At 46.7% G+C, this 23,573-nt stretch carries 5 protein-coding genes; all 5 read left to right on the plus strand.

The window, feature by feature from the left end; translation table 11 throughout:
* Nucleotides 1–2 precede the first annotated feature (2 nt).
* Genes GWR21_RS28400 through GWR21_RS28420 form a run of 5 tightly spaced genes read left to right on the plus strand, consistent with a single transcriptional unit; the run spans nt 3 to nt 23,557 of the window.
* Nucleotides 3–16,094 (plus strand): non-ribosomal peptide synthetase, encoded by a 16,092-nt coding sequence (locus GWR21_RS28400; RefSeq protein ID WP_162335079.1) that lies wholly within the window; start codon nt 3–5, stop codon nt 16,092–16,094.
* A 38-nt stretch (nt 16,095–16,132) separates the two neighbouring features.
* Entirely contained in the window at nt 16,133–17,890 is a 1,758-nt protein-coding gene (locus GWR21_RS28405; protein ID WP_162335080.1) for a carbamoyltransferase family protein, read from the plus strand.
* Nucleotides 17,891–17,896: 6 nt separating this feature from the next.
* Nucleotides 17,897–19,978, plus strand: a complete 2,082-nt coding sequence (locus GWR21_RS28410) for an SGNH/GDSL hydrolase family protein (RefSeq protein ID WP_162335081.1) — start codon at nt 17,897–17,899, stop codon at nt 19,976–19,978.
* A gap of 18 nt (nt 19,979–19,996) precedes the next feature.
* Nucleotides 19,997–21,877, plus strand: coding sequence for an asparagine synthase (glutamine-hydrolyzing) (gene asnB / locus GWR21_RS28415; protein WP_162335082.1), 1,881 nt, complete (start codon nt 19,997–19,999; stop codon nt 21,875–21,877).
* Between the two features lie 30 nt (nt 21,878–21,907).
* A complete protein-coding gene (locus GWR21_RS28420) occupies nt 21,908–23,557 on the plus strand; it encodes a cyclic peptide export ABC transporter (RefSeq protein WP_162335083.1) in 1,650 nt (549 codons plus the stop codon).
* The last annotated feature ends 16 nt before the right edge of the window (nt 23,558–23,573 follow it).

A 23,573-nucleotide genomic window follows, 5' to 3' on the forward strand; every position in this document is an offset into this window, starting at 1 on the left:
TTATGAGAAAGTTAACGCACCAGGCTTTTGAATACAAAAGCCTGGAGAGACCTGCTTTGGAAGCAATTTCCGAAGACGGGAACGGTAGTTCTATCACCTTTGAAATCCTTAACCGTAGAAGTAACCAGTTAGCCCACCTGTTGCTAGATCAGGGATTGGCTTATGGTGAAAGCGTGGGTGTCTTACTCCCGGCAGGTATACGGCACGTCTCAGCTATGCTCGCGGTATTTAAGGCTGCAGGCGTATATGTTCCGATTGATATAAATTTTGCACGCGGACGTTTGCTGCAGATGTTCGAGGAAACAGGTATAGCACTCGTGATCACTGTACCTGAATACCGGGAACAACTGGACAGCTTTTTTGCTGCACATCAGCTGCCGGTTCGATGCGTTGTAGTATTGCCCGCTTCCGGCACTGAGCTGTTAAGGGATATTGATCTATCCGGGCAGGATATGATCAATATAGATGAAACCCGTCCGGAAGTCTATCTGAGAGATGCCATCACATCGGCATATACGAGCCTGCCGGTCAAAGATTATCCTGTATACAATCCGGATCTGTCGCAGTCGCCTGATGACACCTGTTACATCTTCTATACCTCCGGTTCTACCGGCAGGGGAAAAGGTATTGCAGGATCACACGGCAGCCTCAGTCATTATATACATTGGCATGTGGCCGAATGGGATATAAAGGAAGGGCACCGTGTGAGTCAGCTTGCACCACTTACTTTTGATGCCTCGCTTAAAGATATCTTCAGTTGTCTGATATCAGGCGCTGTTCTCTGTATCCCGCCGCTGGCCGCGCGTACTAACATGCCGCTGCTGGCCGACTGGCTGCGATCTGAGAAAGTCAGTATCCTGCAAACTGTGCCATCCCTCTTCCGGCTGCTGACAGCGGCTGTGAAGCAACAAGGGCGCGGCATAGAAAGTCTGAGGTACATTGTCCTCGCAGGTGAGAAACTATATGGTAAAGATGTGACTAACTGGTATGCAGTGAACGGAGAAGGTGCAAGATTATCCAATCTTTATGGTCTGACTGAAACAACTATACTTAAAACATATTATCACATCGATAAGTGGGACTGGGCGGCAGGAGAAGTAATTCCGGTGGGTTTTCCTATCAGCAATTCGATGGTAGCCGTTATCAGCAATGGTGTGATCTGTGAGGATGGCGAACTGGGTGATATATATATCAAGAGTCCCTATATCAGTAAGGGTTACCTGGACAAGAGCCTGACTGCGCGCAGCCTTGTACAGAATCCATTAGTGGCGGATAAGGAAGACCTGGTCTGGCTGACAGGAGATCTGGGGCGCTATCGCGACGATGGCAGCCTGGAAATCGTCGGACGGCGCGACGATCAGGTGAAGATCAGTGGGATACGCGTGGAACTGGATGAGGTACGTGGAAGTATATTGAAACTCGGTGACATAGACCAGGTGGAATTACTGGTAGATCAGGACGATGACTATCAGCAGACATTGATCTGCTATTATACAGGACGTGAACGCAGTGCCGGACAATTACGCGCGGAACTGTCGGATCAGCTGAACGCGGCGCTGATGCCCTCTTACTATGTCTGGCTATCAGCGTTCCCGTTAAATCTGAATGGCAAGGTAGACCGTAAGGCATTGCCACGTCCGCAAGAGCTGATAATACAAAAGGATGAAGAGCCTCCACATGCAGGTGTGGAACAGGAACTTGCCGATCTATGGCGGCAGGTACTCAAGGTTGAACAGGTGTGGCGGCAGGATAACTTTTTTAATATAGGAGGTTCCTCACTCAAGGCTATTCAGCTTATCTCCCGTATTTATAAATCGCTGGATGTACAACTGAGCATAGGAGAGTTGTTCAGCCATCCGGAACTGCATGCACAGGCGCAGTTGATAAATGCAGCAAAGCGATCGGCATATGCTTCGATTCCTTTGGTAAAGCCTCAACGCAGTTATCCGTTATCAAATGCGCAGAAACGGATATGGGTATTGAATCAGCTCGATAAAGCATCTACAGCATATAATATCTCCCTCTTGTATACGATACAGGGAGAGGTCAATATCGAATGGCTGCAAGCTGCTTTTAATGCGCTGATTGCCCGTCATGAAAGCTTACGGACAATTTTTATCCTGGAAAACGATGCCCCTGCTCAATATATCCTGGCCGCTGAAGAGCAGTCATTTGCAATTACGTTTGCAGACTGCAGGCTGTCGTCAGATCCGGTGTCCTTCGCCCTGGATAATGCACGTACAATAGCTGAGACAGTATTTGACCTGGAGAGGGCGCCTTTGTTAAAGGTGGGATTGTTCCGGGTAAGAGAACAGCAATACCTGCTGACGTTATGCATGCATCATATTGTTGCCGATGAATGGTCGGTTCAACAGGTGCTGCTGAAAGAGCTGGTGACGCTGTATGATGGATACAAAGATGGCCGGAATGCTGAGTTACCTCCGCTGCCAATACAATATAAAGACTATGCATGCTGGCAACTCGACCAGTTGAATGAGGGCGTGCTTTCTACAGCCCGGTCATACTGGCTTAAACAGTTCTCAGGGGAGTTGCCGTTACTGGAACTTCCGCTGGACTATCTTCGTCCGGCTGTACAAAGACACAGAGGCGAGCATTTTTATTTCGAGTTCGACAAAGTAAAAAGCAGCGAGTTTGAGGCCATTCTGAAAGCGTCTCAGGCAACCTTATATATGGGCCTTGTTGCATTGGTAAACGTCCTTTTATACCGTTATACGGGCCAAACAGACATAATTGTAGGGAGTCCTGTTGCAGGTCGTGACCACCCCGACCTGGAGGGGCAGATCGGGTATTACGTAAATACGCTGGCTTTCAGGAATAGCGTAGACGGAGATGCACCTTTTTCAGCCTTTTTATCGCGCGTAAGCCATACCGTCCTCGATGGGTTTAATTATCAGGCCTATCCTTTTGATGTAATGGTCGATGAGCTGGAGCTGCGTCGTGATCTGAGCCGTTCGCCGCTGATTGATGTGATGGTAAGCCTGCAGCAGATACAACAGCAAAATGTGGTCGAAACGGAGTTGTCAGGTAAATCGATGGATAAAGTATCTGTGCAGAACAGTATCAGTAAGTTTGATCTGACGTTTGCTTTCGAACAAACCGGTGGTCAGCTGAAATTACAGATCGAATATGACACCGATCTGTTTAAACGGGAACGTATTGAGCGTATGGCTCTCCACCTCGAAGGGATTATGGCGGCAATTGTTCAGATGCCGGGTGTGCCTTTGTCCAAACTGAATTACCTGTCTTCAGCAGAACGTGATCAACTACTGTACGGGTTCAATGATACTGCTTTTAATTACCCATCTTCAGATACCCTTGTCAGTTTATTCGAGCAACAGGTAAGAAGGTCACCTGACTCCCTGGCGGTTAAGTGCGGACAAAAGGAACTCAGCTACAGGGAATTGAATGCGCATGCAAACGCAGTGGCGCATTCCCTGCTCAGTAACTATGGTGTCAGTGCAGAAGAGTTGATCTGTCTGCATGTTGAAAGGAATGAATTCCTGCTGATAGGAATATTGGGTATACTGAAGGCCGGCGCAGCCTATCTGCCCCTGGACCCTGATTATCCGGAGGAAAGGATCGCTTACCTCGTGAAAGACAGTGGTGCGCGACTAGTGCTCACGGATAGCGAATTATTAACAGTTGAAGGAGCGGAAACAGTGTTTCTGCGGGAGACTATTCTGCAGGATCTTCCAACAGAGAACGATCCAGTTGTAAGGCTGCATCCGGGCCAGCTCGCCTATGTGCTGTATACTTCCGGATCGACTGGCCGTCCGAAAGGCGTAATGATAGAACACGGAAGTGTTGTCAATCTTTTGTGTAGTACTGGTGATATACTTAGTATCACCTCTGCGGACCAGTGGCTGGCAGTTACCACCTATACGTTCGATATATCAGTCCTGGAGCTATTCCTTCCCCTTATTACAGGTGCGAGCGTGATGGTGGCTGATAAAACAATGCTGAATGACCCAGCCTTCCTGCAGGCTGCCATCGACAACGGGACCGTTAGTATAATTCAGGCCACTCCGAGTATGTGGACCTTGCTGATGGATAACGGATGGAAAGGCCGGAAAGGATTGAAACTGCTGTCTGGCGGCGAAGCGCTGAATACAAAACTGGCTGACGATCTGTTAAGGTTTGGTTCGGAGCTGTATAATATGTACGGTCCCACGGAAACGACGATATGGTCAGTGTGCCACCGGGTGAAGCCATCCGGAGCGCTGATCCCTATTGGTAAACCGATGGGCAATACGCAGGTGTATGTGCTCGATAACGTGCTCGGGTTATGTCCTGTTGGTGTGCCGGGGGAATTGTGTATTGGCGGCGCAGGACTGGCAAGGGGGTATCTGCACAATGCGGACCTCACGAGAGAACGTTTTATCCGGCATCCCTATGGTGAGGGATCACTGTACCGTACCGGCGACATGGCCAGGTGGTTGCCTGATGGTACACTGGTATACCTCGGCCGCTTTGATAATCAGATAAAGCTCAATGGATACCGTATCGAGCTCGGTGAAATAGAAGCTGTACTGGCCAGCCATGAATCAGTAGATCAGGCGGCAGTTAAGGTGGTACAGCATAATGGAGAGCAGTATCTCTCTGCTTACTATACATCATCAGCTGATGTAACAACTGCTGACTTACATCAATTCCTGACAGCATTGCTGCCCCGGTATATGGTGCCTGCCTATTTTACGGCGCTGGATGCGTTACCGCTGACAGCCGCAGGGAAGACCGACCGAAAAGCATTGCCGGACCCACAAGTGAAGGTCAGCGTTTATCGTGCCCCTGTTACCCATACAGCGCGTCAGCTCGCGGCCATATGGGAGGAACTACTGGGCTATGCGCCTATTGGCTTGAACGATAACTTTTTTGCGCTTGGCGGCAATTCGATGAAGGCTATCCTTGCCATGTCGCGCATCTATAAATCATTTTCTGTAAGGCCTGATCTTAAAGACCTGCTTACACATGCTGATCTGGCGGCGCAAAGCCGTTTAATTGGCCATCTGCGTAGTGAGCTATATGCGCCGGTGCCTCAGGCATCCCCTGCGGAAAGCTATCCGCTATCGAACGCCCAAAGGCGTTTGTGGGTAATGCATCATCAGGAAGGTGCTTCACTGGCATACCACATACCGATTGCGTATATCCTGGACGGAAATTTACATGAAGAAAGTCTGGCTAAGGCATTCGGATACCTGGTTGCCCGCCATGAAATACTGAGGACCGTTTTTGAATTAAAGAAAGGGGAACCCAGGCAGCGCGTACTGCCTGCTGACGAAGTACCGGCGGCGTTTGACGTTTGGGATTACCGGTCGGATGCTGCCGCCGCTTATGAGCATGCACAACAACTGGCAAGAATGCCGTTCGATCTGGGAAAAGGGCCACTGTTGAGAATGGGTGTTTTCCGACTGGAGCAGCAACAATATCTTTTATTGTTCTGCGTGCATCATATTGTGTCTGATGGATGGTCTCTTCAGATTATGCTCAGTGAGTTACAGCTTGCCTACAATGCTTATCTGAATGGACTGCAACCGGAGTTACCGGTTCTCTCCCTGCAGTATAAAGATTATGCCTGCTGGCAACAGCAGCAACTGAAAAAGACACGTATGTCCGATAGTAGTACTTATTGGACAAAACAATTAGCAGGTATCATACCTCCTCTGGAACTGCCGGTAGACTATCCCCGCTCTTCAAAAAGAGAATATCGCGGTGCACAATACAGCTACTGTTTCGACGGGTCAGCCAGTCTGGCATTTGAAGCCTTATTACAGGAGGAGCAATGTACCCTTTTCATGGGCCTGCTGGCACTTGTAAACGTACTGCTTTACAGGTATACAGGTCAGTCTGATGTTACGGTAGGTAGTCCCGTAGCTGGCAGAGAGCATCCGGATCTGGAAAACCAGGTTGGTTTTTATGTCAACACACTGGCACTGCGCAACCGTATTAACGGTAGCAATAACTTTGCATCTTTTCTGTCGGATGTAAGGCAAGTGGTAATGGACGGTTTACAACATCAGTCTTATCCTTTTGACCTGTTGACCGAAGAACTGCGTGTACATCATGATGCCAGCCGTTCATCGCTGTTCGACGTAATGGTTAGCCTGTTAGGGCCATATCGTGCAGAGACTGAATTATCGTCATTATCCGGACTCACTATTCAATCCATTCCTTTTGAACATGGGGTGAGTAAATTTGACCTGCTGTTCTCGTTTGTTCGTGATGAAGCAGGCATCCGCCTGGAACTGGAATATGATACGGCCTTATACAGGGAAAGCACTGTCAGCCGGATGGCAGGCCACCTGGGTCAACTGTTAACCACCATCTTATCATCGCCTGATACTGCGCTGGATGAAATCAGTTACCTGAGCGAAGAAGAAACGCATGAACTGTTATACACCCTCAATGATAACACTGCCGGGTATCCTGAAGATAAAACACTGGTTGATCTGTTTGAGTGCCAGGCGAGCCAGACCCCTGATCATGTTGCGGTGGTTTTCGGTGACCACAGTCTGACCTATAAGGAACTGAATACCCGTAGTAACCGTTTGGCAGGTTACCTTCGGTCGCATTATCATCCACGTCCCGATGACCTGATCGGCATCCTGCAGTCACGCACAGAACAGATGATCATTTGCATTCTTGGCATTCTGAAATCGGGTGCAGGTTATGTGCCGATCGATGTTGACTATCCGGGAGACCGTATAGATTACATGAAGACAGACAGTAATTGTTTGGTGGTCCTGGATGAAGGGGAACTTAACCGGTTCTTAGCGGAAGAAGCCACTTATCCCGGAGATAATCCTGAGCAGGTGAATACGCCTTCTGATATCGCCTATGTGATCTATACATCAGGCACAACAGGGCAGCCTAAAGGGACTTTGATAACGCACGGGAATGTTGTGCAGTTGCTGAAGCCTGATCGCCCGATATATGATTTCCAGGCGACAGATGTATGGACAATGTTCCATTCGTACTGTTTTGATTTTTCAGTATGGGAGATGTATGGGGCCTTGTTGTTTGGTGGTCGTGTTGTGATCGTACCGGGAGCTACAGCCCGCGATCCGGAGGCATTCATCACGTTGCTTCAGGAACAGGGCGTGACCGTTTTGAACCAGACGCCGTCTGCTTTTTACAATCTGCGAAAAGCCCTCGATGAAGCCGGTTATCCGCCATTATCATTACGATATGTCATATTCGGTGGCGAGGCACTAAGTCCTGCAAAATTATCATCCTGGTATAAGTATTACCCATCGGCTGCTTTGGTCAATATGTATGGTATCACAGAGACGACGGTGCATGTGACCTTTAAAGCAATCACGGAACCGGATATTGAATCAGGTATCAGCAATCTGGGCCGTCCTATACCGACGCTACGTTGTTATGTACTGGATAGCCAGGGACAGTTACTACCGTTTGGTGTACCTGGGGAATTGTATGTAGGAGGAGCGGGGGTAAGCCGTGGTTATCTGAACCGTGCGTCACTGACAGCGTCCCGTTTCATAGCAAGTCCGTTTGTGACTGGCGACCGCCTTTACCGGACGGGAGATAAAGTTCGTTTGCTGGAGAATGGAGACCTTGTGTATTATGGCCGGTTGGATAACCAGGTGAAGATACGTGGCTACCGTATTGAATTAGGAGAGATCGAAGCCGTTCTTCGCAGGCATGAGATGATCGATGATGTGGTAGTGCTTTTTAACAATAATAATGGAGAAGAAGGTAACCTGGTCGTTTATCTGATTGCCAAAGAAAAACTGACCAGTGCAGATATACGATCCTTCCTGGGAGACAAATTGCCGGGCTACATGATGCCGGGCCATTTCCTGCAGCTGGAAAAGTTCCCGCTTACTCCAAATGGGAAACTGGACAGATTTGCATTGCCGAATGCCGTAACAGCAGGATTTAGTATAGGTGGCGATTATGTAGCACCACGAAATGATATGGAACGCAGGATGGCTGTCATCTGGGGAGCGATCCTGGAAAATGCACGGGTGGGCATCCGCGATAGTTTCTTTGAACTTGGTGGCGATTCAATTAAAGTTTTACGCCTGATAAGTGAACTGAGAAAACATGCGGCGCTGGAGATATCTATTGCTGATGTATATAAATATGAAACAATAGAAAAGCTCTTTCTCTATGTGCTGGAGAATAAATGGCTTATCGACCAGCGAAATCTGGCTATGGTGGACAAGGAAGTGCTGGTGAGAAAAAGCCTGGATGAACAGAAGGAACGGATACTCGCTTCCGGCAGGTTGATGAATGCAGCTAATGTGGCAGATATATACCCGATGAGCGGTATTCAGAAGGGAATGGTCTTCGAATCGCTTGTACGTCCGGGGCAGGGTGTGTATCATGACCAGTTCTTTTACCAGGAGGATTTTTATCAGTTCGATACGGAACGTTTCAAACGTGCCTTGCAACTATTGGTTGATAAACATGCCATTCTTAGAACATGTTTTAATCTTATAGAATATGAGACAGAAGTACAGATTGTCTATAAGGAGATAGACATAAAGATCGGATATTACGATGTAGCTGCCCTTGATGAGAAGGCACAGGAAACCTTCGTGGCCGACTATATGCGTACAAGCCTGAAGCAGCCTTTTGATGTGACCATTGCTCCGCTCTGGCGTATGAACATATTCAGGTTTGGTGAAGAGAAAATGGGATTTGTATGGGAATTTCATCATGCCATTTTGGATGGCTGGAGCAATGCATCCTTCCTTACGGAACTGAACAACCTGTATCTGCAACTGGGAAGATCGCCGTCCTTCATGCCGCGTAAACTCAAATCTGACTACAAAAGTTTTATTGTACAGGAGATCCTCGATAAGGAAGACAAAGAAGTCATAGGCTTCTGGGAGAAGGAAACAGCGGATTATACAAAGATTCAGCTGTTCAGAAAAGAAGAAACAGATGCCAGATTTAATGCCTTTCTAGATACTGTTTATCTGAATAAACTGGGTGCCCTCTCGCTGGCTATCAATACTCCAGTTAAGACCATCGCACTGGCAGCGTATCTTTATCTGCTGAAGGTGTTAGGGTATAGTGATGAGCCGGTAACAGGACTTGTTACTAACTCAAGACCAGATACGGAAGATAGTGCCGAAATACTGGGCTGCTTCCTGAATACCATCCCGCTTAAAACAGTGGTCAATGTTAATGAAACCTGTGCTGGTTTTATTAAACGACTCGACAGGCAACTGGTGGATCTGAAGAAATATGAGCGCCTTAGTATACAGGATATTCTAAGTCTTGGTCATCAACGCTCAGATTCAGATGAAGGAAATATACTGTTTGATGTAGCGTTTAACTACGTAGACTTTCACACCTTTAATGCCTTTGAGGATGACATCAGTGGGGATGAACAGGAAACAGCTTCGCTGAACATTCCTGACTTTGAGCGTACCGAAATCTACCTCAGCTTTATAGTAGACAGAACGGGAGGCGCATTTAATTTGCTTCTTCGTCAAACCCGTGAATTGAAATATGATCTGACGCTTACGGGTATCAGCGAACTGTACTTCAATATATTAAAGCAGATAATCGATCATACACAGCAGGTGACCGGCAAGATTGATGTCCTGACAAAAGCAGATCGGGAGATGCTGCTGTATAAGTACAACGACACAACTTTTGGATTCCCTGCAACCGAAACAATGGTTAGTCTGTTTGAGAGCCAGGCTGCGTCTGATCCGGAAGCAACTGCTGTGATATACAATAACAGGTCGTTAAGCTATCGTGAGTTGAACGAACGTGCCAATATGGTAGCGCATTTTCTCAGAATGCGTTTATCAGTAAAGCAGGGAGATCTGGTTGCGGTAATGCAGGAAAAAAGTGAACTGCTGATCGTAGCAATGCTGGGCGTGCTCAAGGCAGGAGGGGTGTATATGCCGGTTGACCCTGCCTATCCTGCCGACAGGATCAGGTATATGCTGGGCGATAGTAAAGTGAAGGTGATACTGGCTGACCGCACAATATATACAGATAGCGATGCTGTCTGCATCATGATAAATGACGAATTTACATTTGCCGGATCACCTGTCAGAAACCCTGAGATACGTCTGAAAGAAGATCAGCTGGCATATGTCATTTATACATCCGGATCTACCGGCCGTCCCAAGGGAGTGATGGTCAGTCACCTGGCGCTGGCCAGCCTGATATATGCGCAGCGTGCTTCTCTGAATGTCAGAAAAGATGATCGTGTACTGCAGTTCGCATCTATTTCCTTTGACGCATCTGTGTTCGAAACCTGCCTGGCACTGGCAAATGGCGCTGCTTTAGTGATGATGGACACTATCCAGCTGAAGGACAGGGAACTTACGGAAAGAATGAAGGAACAGGGCGTTACTGTTGGTATTTTCCCTGCATCTTACCTGAATGTATTGAACCTTCCTGCATTGAGCGCTTTCCGTATAATTGCTTCCTGTGGTGATGTGTTCAGCAGAGATATTGTTAAGCATATAGACCCGCAGGTCTCTGTTTTTAACCTGTATGGTCCCACAGAATATGCGGTATGGGCGTCGACTTACAGGGTAGCGCTGGGGGACTGGCAGCGTAGTACCATTCCTATCGGCAAGCCGGTAGCGAATGCACAACTCTATATTCTGGGAACTGACCTGGGGCTACAGCCGCCAGGTGTGCCTGGAGAACTGTGCATAGCGGGACCAGGACTCGCAAACGGTTACCTGAATAATCCGTCGCTTACAGCAGCCCGCTTTGTCAAAAATCCTTACGGAAAGCATCTCTTGTACAGAACAGGAGATCTGGCCAGATGGTTGCCTGATGGCAATATTGAATATCTGGGGCGCGCAGATAGCCAGGTGAAGATAAGAGGTTACAGAATTGAACTGCAGGAGATAGAACAGGTCCTAGCTGCGCACGAAAGTATATCGGAAGCAGTTGTAACTGTTATAGAGCGCGCCGGAGACAAAATCCTTTCGGCATATTACACTGCAAAGGAAGAGGTGAGTGTCAATGCACTTGCAGGCTTCCTGAAGGAACATCTGCCAGACTACATGATCCCGGCCTTTTTCACAGTGCTTAAAGAATTTCCGCTCACCGGCAGCGGTAAAATAAACAGGTTTATATTACCTGATCCCGGTATTCAGCGGCAGGAAGGCGTTCTTCCATCCAGTCCGGTAGAGAAGGAACTGGCTGCTATCTGGGAAGAGGTCCTTGCGTATAGTGGCATCGGATTGAACGATAACTTTTTTGACCTGGGTGGACACTCATTGAAGGCCATACAGGTACTGTCAAGGATACACCGCATATTTTCAGTGAGACTTGATCTGAACGAGTTCTTATCTAATCCTGTGATGTCCGCGCAATGCGAATTGATCAGTCAGGCGAAGAGAGAAGCTTTCAGGAAGATACCAATAGCAGCTGCCGGGAAAAACTATCCCTTGTCAAATGCGCAAAAAAGATTATGGCTCCTGCAGCAACAGGATAAAAATACGGTTGCCTACAATATTCCTGTTAATTATATGCTGGAAGGGGAACTTGATATTGCCTCTTTATCCCGTTCGTTTGAAACAGTGATCGCGCGGCATGAGAATCTTCGTACCGTTTTTGTGTTTGAAAACGGTGAACCCCGTCAGCAAATATTAACGACAGAGACCAGCAAGTTCCATTTGGAATATATGGATTATCAGGGCAATCCCGGAGCGGTAAAAGCAGCTGCCGAAGAGTTGTCAAATACCATCTTTGATCTGTCTGCCGGTCCGCTTTTACGGGTGGCATTATTCCGTACGGGTGTATCTACCTATCAGCTATGCCTGTGTATGCATCATATCATCTCCGATGAATGGTCTATGCAGGTACTGGTAAGAGAGCTGGTACATTGCTATAATAGTTATATCACAAGCACCATTCCTGCACTATCCCCACTACCGATTCAGTACAAGGATTACGCCACCTGGCAGCAACAGCAGTTACAGGGTGGATCGCTGGAAGCAGCCCGTCAGTACTGGCAGCAGCGTTTCAGCGGAGAGTTGCCTGTACTTGAACTGCCATTGGATCATCCCCGCCCTGTTGTACAGGGACATCATGGCAGTGAGGTCTACTTTGAGTTGAATGCCGAAGACAGTGCATTGTTCATATCACTGATGCGTAGTGAGGATGCGACGTTATTCATGGGATTGTTATCTCTCGTAAACGTCCTGTTATATCGTTACACGGGTCAGCAGGATATTATTATCGGCACGCCGGTAGCTGGTCGTGACCATGCTGATCTGGAAGAGCAGATCGGGTATTTTTTGAATACACTGGCCCTTCGCAACCAGGTATCCGGTCATCAGAGTTTTCGGCAGCTATTGCAGGCCGTTCGTACGAACACACTCGAAAGTTATCAGCATCAATGGTATCCGTTTGATATGCTGATAGAAGACCTGGGACTCAGCGTGTCGCAGGGCCGTTCTCCTTTATTTGATGTGGTGGTCATCCTGCAGAACATCAAACTGAATAACGACACCGTATTGGAAATGAAAGGTGTTGAAGTGTCGGTGGAAGATGCTCCTTTGGAAATCAGTAAGGGAGACCTTCGTATCCAGTTTGTAGACCGTGGTGAGGGACGTAACCTTTATGGCAGTATAGAATACAATACAGATCTCTTCGAGCGTGAGCGCATCGCGCATATGAGCAGACAGTTACAGGAGTTGCTCCATTCTATCGTTAAAGAGCCGGATGTGCTGATCCATACGCTTTCCTATCAGGAAGATGATGGCGTAGCAACGATGTTGTTCAATAGTGATCAGCCACTGGAAGCCTATCCGTTGATGCATCGGGTGTTTGAACAGCGGGTAGAAGAATTTCCGTCAGCGGTCGCCGTGTCAGATAATGGTATAACCATCAGTTATCAGGCGCTCAACAGCCGTAGTAACTATTTGGCGCGCCTGTTACAGGACGAAGGTGTCAGCATTGGTGACAGTGTCGGTATTTTCCTGCCCGCAGGTATCCGCCAGGTGACCGGTTTGCTGGCAGTGTTCAAGGCCGGTGGTGTATATGTGCCGATGGATATCAGCTTCGCCCATTCCCGTTTGCGGCAGATGCTGGAGGAAACCCGTCCTGCAGTGATCATCACATCAGAAGAATACCGGGAATCACTGGCAGAATTATTTTCGGCTCATCAGATAAAAGTGGACTGTTTGGTGACGTTACCGTTATCAGGAACCTCTTTATTACAGGATATAGGGCTTTCAGGAGTGGAGATGATTGCGGTGGGAGATACGGCGCCTGAAGTCTATCGCAATGGTGTCCGGATGTCCGCTAAAGAATACAGTACAGATAATCTGGAGAATGAGCCGGCGGCCGAAGGGGATAGTTACATTTATTACACGTCGGGTTCTACCGGTAAGGGGAAAGGCATTGTGGGTGCTCATAATAGCCTTAGCCATTATATACACTGGCATATGCGTGAGTGGAATATAGGCAATGGCGATCGCATCAGTCAACTGGCACCAGTAACATTCGATGCGTCGCTGAAAGACATATTGAGCAGCCTTGGATCCGGAGCGACATTATGCGTACCCTCATCAGAAGTGCGTAATAACATGCCGTTACTGGCAGAGTGGTTGCGTACAGAAGAGGTAAGCATATTACAAACGGTGCCATCTTTATTCCGTTTGCTGACTGGCGCGATGAAACAACAGAACCGGGGTATAGGCAGCCTGCGGCATGTGGTGCTGGCAGGAGAGAAGCTGTATGGAAAGGATGTGACTAACTGGTACGCGGCCAATGGTAATGGCGCCTCATTATCAGCGCTGTATGGTTTGACGGAAACGACGATTCTAAAGAGTTGTTATCATATTGAGGAAAAAGACTGGGAACCGGGCGAAGTTATTCCTGCAGGCCGTGCGATCAGTGGAGCGCATATTGCCGTGATCAATGAGAGTGGTATGTGCAGTTCCGGTGAGCTGGGGGATGTGTATATCCGGAGTCCTTACCTGAGCAAGGGTTATCTTGATAAATCACTGACGGCATTAAGTCTTGTACAGAACCCATTGTTGCGGGAAGCAGAAGACCTGGTATGGCTGACAGGAGACCTGGGTCGTTACCGTAAAGATGGTAATCTTGAGATCCTGGGGCGCCGTGATGATCAGGTGAAGATCAATGGCGTTCGTATAGAGCTGGACGAAGTTCGTGGTAGTGTGCTACAGCTTGAAGATATAGAGCAGGTAGAGTTACTGGTAGATCAGGATGCAGATTATCAGCAGACACTGATCTGCTACTATAGCGGTCGTGAGCGGAGTGGTCATGAATTGCGGGTAGCCCTTTCGGCGACTTTGAATCCGGCGATGCTGCCATCATATTATGTGTGGTTAGCATCATTCCCGCTGAACCTGAACGGGAAGGTGGACCGTAAGGCCTTACCACGTCCGCAGGAGTTATTATCAGATAGGGGATATGAAGCGCCGCATGCAGGTGTAGAGCAGGAAGTGGCCGTTTTGTGGCAGCAGGTGTTAGGGATAGAGAAAGTAAGCCGTCATGACAATTTCTTCAATATAGGAGGGTCATCGCTGAAAGCGATTCAGTTGATCTCGCGTATTTATAAGTCACTGGATGTGCAGTTAAGCATAGGCGATATATTTGGTCATGCGGAACTGCAGGAGCAGGCATCTGTTATCCAGGCAGCGAGGCGATCAGCATATGTTGCGATCCCACTGGCGGTAGTCCAAACCACGTATCCTGTATCCAACGCACAGAAACGTTTGTGGTTACAGGTACAGCAATCCCCTACATCTCTGCAGTTCAACGGTCGGGACCTTTACCGTTTACAGGGGGATCTGTCGGTAGAGAGTCTGATCCGTTCGTTTGATACATTGGTGGCTCGGCATGAGAGCCTGCGTACGGTGTTCCTGGTAGAGAGCGGGCAGCCGCGGCAACAGATATTACCTGCAGATGCCCACAGATTCAAGGTACAGTATCATGATTATACAGACCGTGCTGACAGCACTGAGCAGGCAATGGCACATGCACGTGCCATTACAGCCGAGGTGTTTGATCTTTCTGCGGGACCATTGTTACGTGTAACCCTGTTCCGTACAGATACGTCTACTTACCTGCTTAGCCTGAGCATGCATCACATCATATCTGATGAATGGTCTATGCACATCCTGGTGAAAGAACTTGTGCTGTGCTACAATAGTTACGTCTCAGGCAATCTTCCTTCACTGGCACCATTACCGTTGCAGTATAAAGACTACGCCTGCTGGCAGCAGGAGCAGTTGCAGGGAGCATCACTGACCACTGCCCGGAATTACTGGTTGAGCCGTTTTAGCGGAGAACTTCCGGTGCTGGCATTGCCGCAGGATCGTCCCCATCCGTTAACGCCGGGGCATCATGGAGGCGAAGTGTACTTCGAATTCACTGATGCTGAAACCGAAGCATTTGGGGCATTAGTGCGTAGTGAGGACGCCACCTTGTTCATGGGATTGATGGCTGTGGTAAAAGTACTGTTGTATCGCTATACCGGGCAGCGGGATATTATAATAGGCACACCGGTCGCAGGTCGTGATCATCCGGATCTGGAAGGCCAGATCGGATACTATCTGAATACGCTGGCGCTGCGTGACCACATATCCGGCGAGCAGAGTTTCCGACAGCTGTTACAAGCCGTTCGTAGTAATACATTAAATAGTTATCAACATCAGTGGTATCCTTTTGATATGCTTGTGGAAGATCTGGGATTAAGAAGTAGTCAGGGTCGTTCACCACTGTTTGATGTAGTGATGATCCTGCAAAACATACAGCTCGCCGAAAACACCACTTTGGAAATGAAAGGTGTGGAGGTAGTTGAGGAAGACGCTGCGCTGGAGATCAGTAAAGGTGATCTGCGTATTCAGTTTGTAGACTGTGGAGAGCAACGAAGTCTGTATGGTAGTATCGAATACAACACAGATATTTTCAATCGCGAACGCATTGAGCGTATTTGTCTTCATCTGCGGCAGTTACTCTGTTCTATTGTTGATAATCCGGATATCGCGGTTCACCAACTGGGCTATCTGAGTGAACATGAACAGGAAGAAGGGGCTGCGCAACTTGATGTTTTCAAATCTGAAATAGACAGGTCATTTTAGCCAACATTACTCATCCATATTATTAAATAATTGCCCACATGTCAACAAACATCATCGGAATTTCCGCTCACTACCACGATTCTGCATGTTGCCTGATACAGGACGGCGTATTAAAGGCTGCAGTGCAGGAAGAGCGATTCACCAGAAAGAAGAATGACCCTGACCTCCCCAAAAAGGCTTTCATGTATTGTCTGAAAGAAGGCGGTATAGGCATGGCAGACATCGACTGTATTGCCTATTATGAAGATTCCAGGAAAAAATTATCCCGCCAGCTATGGAGTGGTATTCAGGGACTGACCAGTCAGCAGATAATGGACATTCAGCCGTTGCGTGTAGAAGAAAGTATCCGAAAAGACCTCGGATTTAACGGGTTAATAAAGGTATATGAGCATCATCAGTCTCATGCTGCAAGTAGTTTTTTCTATTCTGATTTTAAAGAGTCTGCTATCCTGACTGTGGATGGTGTCGGAGAGTGGGCTACCACCTCTTATGGGACGGGGAAAGATGCTGCGCTGGAGATCTTTGAAGAAGTGGAATTTCCTAATTCGATAGGACTGCTTTATAGCACATTAACGAGTTTTCTAGGCTTCAGTGTAAACAGCGGAGAATATAAAGTGATGGGACTTGCACCTTACGGAAGACCGGTTTTTGCAGATAAGATATGGCAGATGATACGGCTTACGGAAAAGGGGCAATACGAACTGGACATGCAATACTACAACTTCCTGAAAGGAGCACGAATGTATTCTGATCTGCTTGCACAGTTGTTGGGTATTCCTCCCCGCAGGAAGGATACTGATATACTCGCAGTACATAAAGATATCGCTAAAAGTTTACAGGTTGTACTGGAAGAAATACTGATTTCCAAAGCACAATATCTGCATGATGTTACGGGAAGTGAAAACCTCTGTATGGCAGGAGGTGTTGCCCTGAATTGTGTAGCAAACGGCAAGATCCTGAAGCATACTTCGTTCAAAAATATGTTTGTACAGCCGGCGGCAGGTGATGCTGGCTGTTCACTGGGAGCTGCTGCACTTGCATACGCCGATATTACCGGAAAAAGGATAGCAAAAACAGAGAATCATGTATATCTGGGCCCGTCCTATAGTAATGACAGTATCCGGAAAGTATTACAGTCAACGTCTCTGGTATTTTCAGACTTCGAATCCAGGGAAGATGAACTGCTGCAGCATATCGCACAGAAAATAGCTGATGGTAAAGTAATAGGCTGGTTCCATGGAAGAATGGAATTTGGACCGAGATCCCTTGGCGCAAGATCAATACTCGCAGATCCGAGAGGTGCGCAGATGCGTGACAGGATCAATGCGATGGTGAAGAAACGTGAGGCATTCAGGCCGTTTGCTCCTGCTATACTATCCGAAGAAACAAGTAAACATTTCGACCTTGATCATGATTCGCCGTTTATGCTGGAAACCTGCGATGTAATATCTCACCTGGATCTGCCGGCTATCACCCATGTAGACAGATCCGCAAGAGTGCAGACCGTTCATAAAGAGACAAATCCCAGGTTCTATAAACTGCTGCAGGCATTCCAAAAGATCACCGGATGTCCGATACTGTTAAATACATCGTTTAACATAAAGGACGAACCGATCATATGCAGCCCTGAAGAAGCTGTGGTCTGCTTCGTTACGACTGATATCGACTGTCTGGTAGTTGAAGATTTTTTCATAGATGCGGAAGGTAACGATCTGAGCCTCCTTGAAATGATCAACCAAAACCTCGTAAGAGCAGTAGAATTTGAACTTAACCCGGATGTTTACACTTTTATCTAAGTAGTTATGTTACTAAGTACCTCAAAGGAACAAAGAAAAGAATATGCAACCCTTCTCACAGATCTTTTGTATACGGATAGTGATGATAAAGAGCTGAAAGCGTCATTGATCCGCAAGCTGGGATATGAAGAGGAAGCTGTAATTTCTCACACTTCAGAGAGCGACCTGCTGGTGGATGGCACAGTCGGTATTTATAAGCGAGAAGGGGAAGGCCGTACGGCCGTTTTTTCCCGCAACGTTGATGAAAAGGACAGGTGGTCTTATTTTGCAGATATCCACAGTATTCCGGCTGTAGGCGATAAACGAAGAGTAGTGTTTCTCGGAGAGTCAGTAGGCAGAGGCTTTCTGCTGGACCCCGACTATACCCCCAGTATCGTATTGGAATATCAGCTGAATCAGCTGGCAGGGAGAGAGGAATATGAAGTAATAGATCTGGCGGAAACGAATCTTGGTTTACCTGAATTACTGCGTCGTTACAGACAATGTTATCAGCTGCATCCTGATATGATTGTTTTTCTGGCGGGTAATAACTGGAGATACGAGTTATTAAGGGCTATAGAAGGCAAGCCGGATGTTTATCAGCGCCTTGTGAGAGCATTGCAGGAAAATGAGCAGATGCAATCAGTTGGGAAAATGATCGAGGACATCTTTGCTGATGTAGTGACGGCTTTCCTGGAAACAGTAGGACGGTTGTCCCGCGAGAATAACGTACCTGTTATCTTCGCCATCCCGGAATTTAACCTCCTTGATTGCAGAAGTACGCAGGCTGAACAATACATATCCACTTTACACGGTGAAGGTATTGACGAATGGGTTACCTGTAAGATCGTGGCCGAGAAAGCATTTGCAGCGCATGATCTGACTACTTGTATTGCTAATGCACAGCGGATGATCGCGCTGGATTGTACACATCCTTCCGGATATGAGCTACTAGCGGACTGCTGGTTACAGCAAGGTAAGTATGAAGAGGCAAGGGCCTGCCTTGAAAATGCAAAGGATACCGCTCTATACTTCAGGACAGACAGTAAGCCCAGGATATTCAATATTATCCGGGAAACCATCTTGTCGAAAGCAGCTGAGAACAACGTTCACATACTTGATATAAAGGCGGTTTTTGATACTTATCAGAATGGCCGTCTGCCTGGCAGGGAATTGTTCCTGGATTATTGCCACTTCACCGTAGAGGGAATACAGGTCGCTATGAATGCGGTCAGCAACCGTCTGTTCAATATTGATAAAGGTACTGATCATCCGCCTATGGTTGTCAAGTCGCCTGAGGCAAAAGCGATTACAAGGGGGCTGGGGCATCTGTTCGCTGCCATTCACAATGCGCACTGGGGACAATCGTATGAAATACTCTATTATCATTGCTGTAAGGCCCTGGAGAATTATAAGCAGGTGGCAAGGTTGATGGTATATTATTGTGACATGATGTCCCGGAAAACAGCCAATAACCTTTGTAAATCGCTTGAGATGATCCTGAAAAGCAGCGAGTATAACCTTGACAGGTATGTGCATGCGCTGTTGCCGCCGAGGAACAAAAAGTCACTGGAAACAGAACTGGTGAGTGCGATGGTGGATGCGTTGAAGACGGTACAGATAGATCTCACCAAGTACGTTCGCGAAATCCGTGTGGCAGAACATAATCAGAAAGATGACCCTACAAATCTTCTGCTGCCTTTCTACTGTCTCTCTTCATATGAGGAATTCCAGGGTTCAAATAATGCGTTCTACCAGGCCAGGAACTACCGTTCGGTGTTCAAGGTGGTCGGCACAGGCGGGCACACATTGAAAATAGATGTCGAACTACGGGTGCCTTATCAGACACAAGCAACTGCTAAGGCTTTGCTGTATATGAATGATGCACCTGTTACAGAACTGGAAGTCACCAATGACTGGGTACGTTATGAGTTAGAAATCCCCGCTGGAAAATTACACAATGATGTAAATGAACTTTCTGTTCATTGGCCGTTGCCAGGAGAGTTGCCGCTTAAACCCAAAGAACGCACGCGTACATTGTCGCTGCTGGATAATATGTTCTTTGTCTTTGGAGAAATAAGTCTGCTTAATGTAAGATTCAATAGTTAGCCAAATAAAAAATACAGTATGTGTGGTATTACAGGTGTTTGTTATAAAGACCCGCAGCGCAGGCCTTCCCTGGACGTGGTAAAACGTATGTCGGATAAACTTGTTCACCGCGGTCCCGATGACGCTCAGAACGTCGCCAATGGTAACGCCGGATTCGGATTCCGAAGACTGAGTATCATTGACCTCGTGCATGGTTCTCAACCATTCTATAGCAATGATGGATCTGTGATGCTGATCTGCAACGGTGAGATCTATAATTACAAAGAGCTCAGGGCTGAGCTTTCAGCCAAAGGATATGTATTTAATACGAATTCAGATATAGAAGTGCTGGTTAGCCTTTACGTAGAATATGGCAATGACTTCCTGAAACGGCTCAATGGTCAGTTTGCAATGGCCTTGTTTGACAGCAAACGAAACCTGTTGCTACTGGCAAAGGATCATTTTGGTATTTGCCCATTGTTTTACACGCTATATGATGATGCTGTGATCTTTGCATCAGAAATAAAAGCGATTCTCGAATACCCGGGAATTCCGAGAGAGGTGAACCTTTCCGGTCTGGACCAGATCTTTACCTTTCCCGCTGCGATTAGTCCCGCTACACTTTTCAAGGGGATTTACAGCCTTGAACCGGGTACCTATGCAGTGTATACCGGCGGCGTACTGACCAAAACTGAATATTGGGATTTGGAATATCCAGAAATAGGATACAAATACGAGAGTAAGGATGAAGCATATTATGTTGAAGGACTGAACGAGCAATTATTACGGTCTGTCAAATATAGAGTACATGCAGATGTGCCGGTAGGCTTCTATCTGAGTGGTGGCCTGGATTCCTCGCTCATAGGAGGATTGATGTATGCGACCAATGATTCCCGTGACTTTAACTCATTTTCTATCAGCTTTTCCGGTTCCGGTAAGGAAAACAAGGAGATCAATGAGCAACGGTATCAGCACCTGATGAGTAAGCATTTAAATTCCACTCACAATGATATTGATTTTTCCTGGGGACAGATAGACAAAAAATTACGTGAGGTAGTTTACTTCTCCGAATCTCCGCTGAAAGAAACCTATAATGTCTGCTCTCTGGCGCTGTCGGAAGCTGCCAGAGCCAGGAATGTAAAGGTTGTATTGTGTGGAGAAGGTGCAGACGAGCTATTTGGTGGGTATGCAGGATATAAGTTCGATACTCTCAGAATGAACAAAACGATACATAAGGATCTGGATCATCTGCTTGAAGATAAAGTCCGCAATCATTTGTGGGGTAACCCGGAGTTTACCTACGAGAAGAATGAGCATGAGTTCAGAGAGGTGAAATCTGCATTGTATTCTAACAGCATGCAAAGCCGGTACGGTGATTTTGATTGCCTGAAAACTCCTGTGGTCAACAAAGCCAGGATGAAGAACAGGCACATCTTTCACCAGCGGTCATATGTTGATTTTAAACTGAGGCTTGGCGGGCACCTGATCGCAGATCACGGCGACCGTATGGCCCTGGCAAACAGTGTTGAATCACGTTATCCGTTCCTGGATGTTAATCTGATCGACTATGTGACGAAAATTCCTCCGGGCATGATGTTACAGAATATGAATGAAAAATTCCTGTTGAAACAAGTCGCAAAAGGGATAGTACCTAATGAGATCATCCGGCGGGAAAAGTTCGGTTTTGTCGCTCCCGGTAGCGTGGCACTGCTGAAAGCAAATGTAGAATGGATAAATGACCTGCTTTCCTATGATACGATCAAACGGCAGGGTTTCTTCAATCCGGATACGATCGAACGACTCAAAAAGCATTATATGAAAGATGATTTTGTGCTTACACCACCATATGATCTGGACTTGCTGATCATCGTATTAACCTTTAATATTTTCCTGGATACATTTCAGTTGCCATCCCTGTAGGTCGCCTTTGCTAACATAATTCTCTTGTATATGAACTTTCTGAATATCCTGCTCCGTAAATTCAGAGCCTCGCTGATATTTATCCTTTTACTGGGCATTTTCAACAGCCTTCTTAACGGCGGTTTGTTGATATTCATCAATACAACTATTTCCGGTAAATCATTACCATTCTTTAATAATTACAGATGGATGGTTTTTACCGCAATAATAGTCAGTTCTCTTTTATGCGCCCGGATATTTCAGACTTACATGATCAGGCTGACAAATAATATCCTCTTCGATTTTGAGAATGACATCCTTCGGAAGTTACGGCAATCTTCATACAGGGATTTCGAAAACCTTGGAAAGGAAAAGATCTATACAGCCATAAATGATACGAAAACACTGGCTCATATACCCGAGGTGTTCATGAATGCCTTTAATGCATTTGTCGTGATGATCTGCTGCTGTGCTTACCTGCTGTTCATGTCTTTTACAGGAGGTATTGTTGTCCTGTTAAGTATGGCTGCGCTGGTTATATTTTATATCGTCAGAAATAATGGCATTGAAGCCGAGCTAAATAAACAAAGAGACCTTCAGAATGCCTATTATAAATACATCAATGACCTGTTGCTTGGCTTTAAAGAGCTGAAAATGGGAGCGGTTCGCAATCTGAATATATTCAATCACTTCCTGATAAAGAACAGGATCATCGCTAAGAAGATCTCTGTAGAAACGTCTATCAGATACAATGATAATGAGCTGACAGGTACTTACAGCTGGTATGTTATTTTCGGTATCACTATGTTCGTACTGCCGTTTTTCTTTTCCATGGATATTGAAAAGGTGACCGTATTTCTCGTGACTATTCTTTATCTCATGGGGCCTGTGGCCATTATGATAACCCTGATCCCAACATCTACGGCCATTAAAATAGCAATAGAACGGCTGTCGGTATTTGACCAGCAACTCAGGTTTATTGAGGGGCGGGACGGTGCGGAGGAATTAATGGATCACAATAAAGATGGCTTTGACCACCTGGAGTTTAAGAACGTAGATTTCACTTACTATGATAACAGTTTGCCGGACAGGCCTTTCCAGTTAAAATCAATTAATCTCAGGATTAACAGAGGAGAAGTGCTGTTTATTACCGGTGGTAATGGCAGTGGGAAAAGTACTTTTGGATATCTGCTGACCGGGCTTTATCAACCGGATGAAGGAGAGATCTCTGTAAATGGCAGAACGTTCGGGAGAGAAGAAGGGCAACTGTACCGTAACTACTTTTCAGCTGTATTTACAGATAACTATCTCTTTGGAGAGAATTATGACAATTTCGATCTTAGTTCTTCCAATACTGAATTTATGGAACTGGTGAAATTGATGAAGATGGAGAATGTGTTACATATAGATGAGACAACCAGAAAGATCACAACAAATCTTTCCAAGGGGCAGCGTAAGAGACTGGCATTGATTTATGCTTTGCTTGAGAATAAACCTGTACTCGTTATAGACGAATGGGCGGCAGAACAGGATCCGTCTTTCCGTCAGTATTTTTATACAGAAGTGCTGGATAAGTTGAACCGCAGAGGGAAAACAATTATTGCGATAACCCATGATGACGACTATTACTACTGTGCCAGCCGCGTTATTAAGTTCAACTATGGTTCGATAGTAAGTGAAGAATTGCCTTTAGTGAAATGAGTAGATTATTTACCCC

The organism is Chitinophaga agri (genome assembly GCF_010093065.1).
GTDB classification, from domain to species: Bacteria; Bacteroidota; Bacteroidia; order Chitinophagales; family Chitinophagaceae; genus Chitinophaga; species Chitinophaga agri.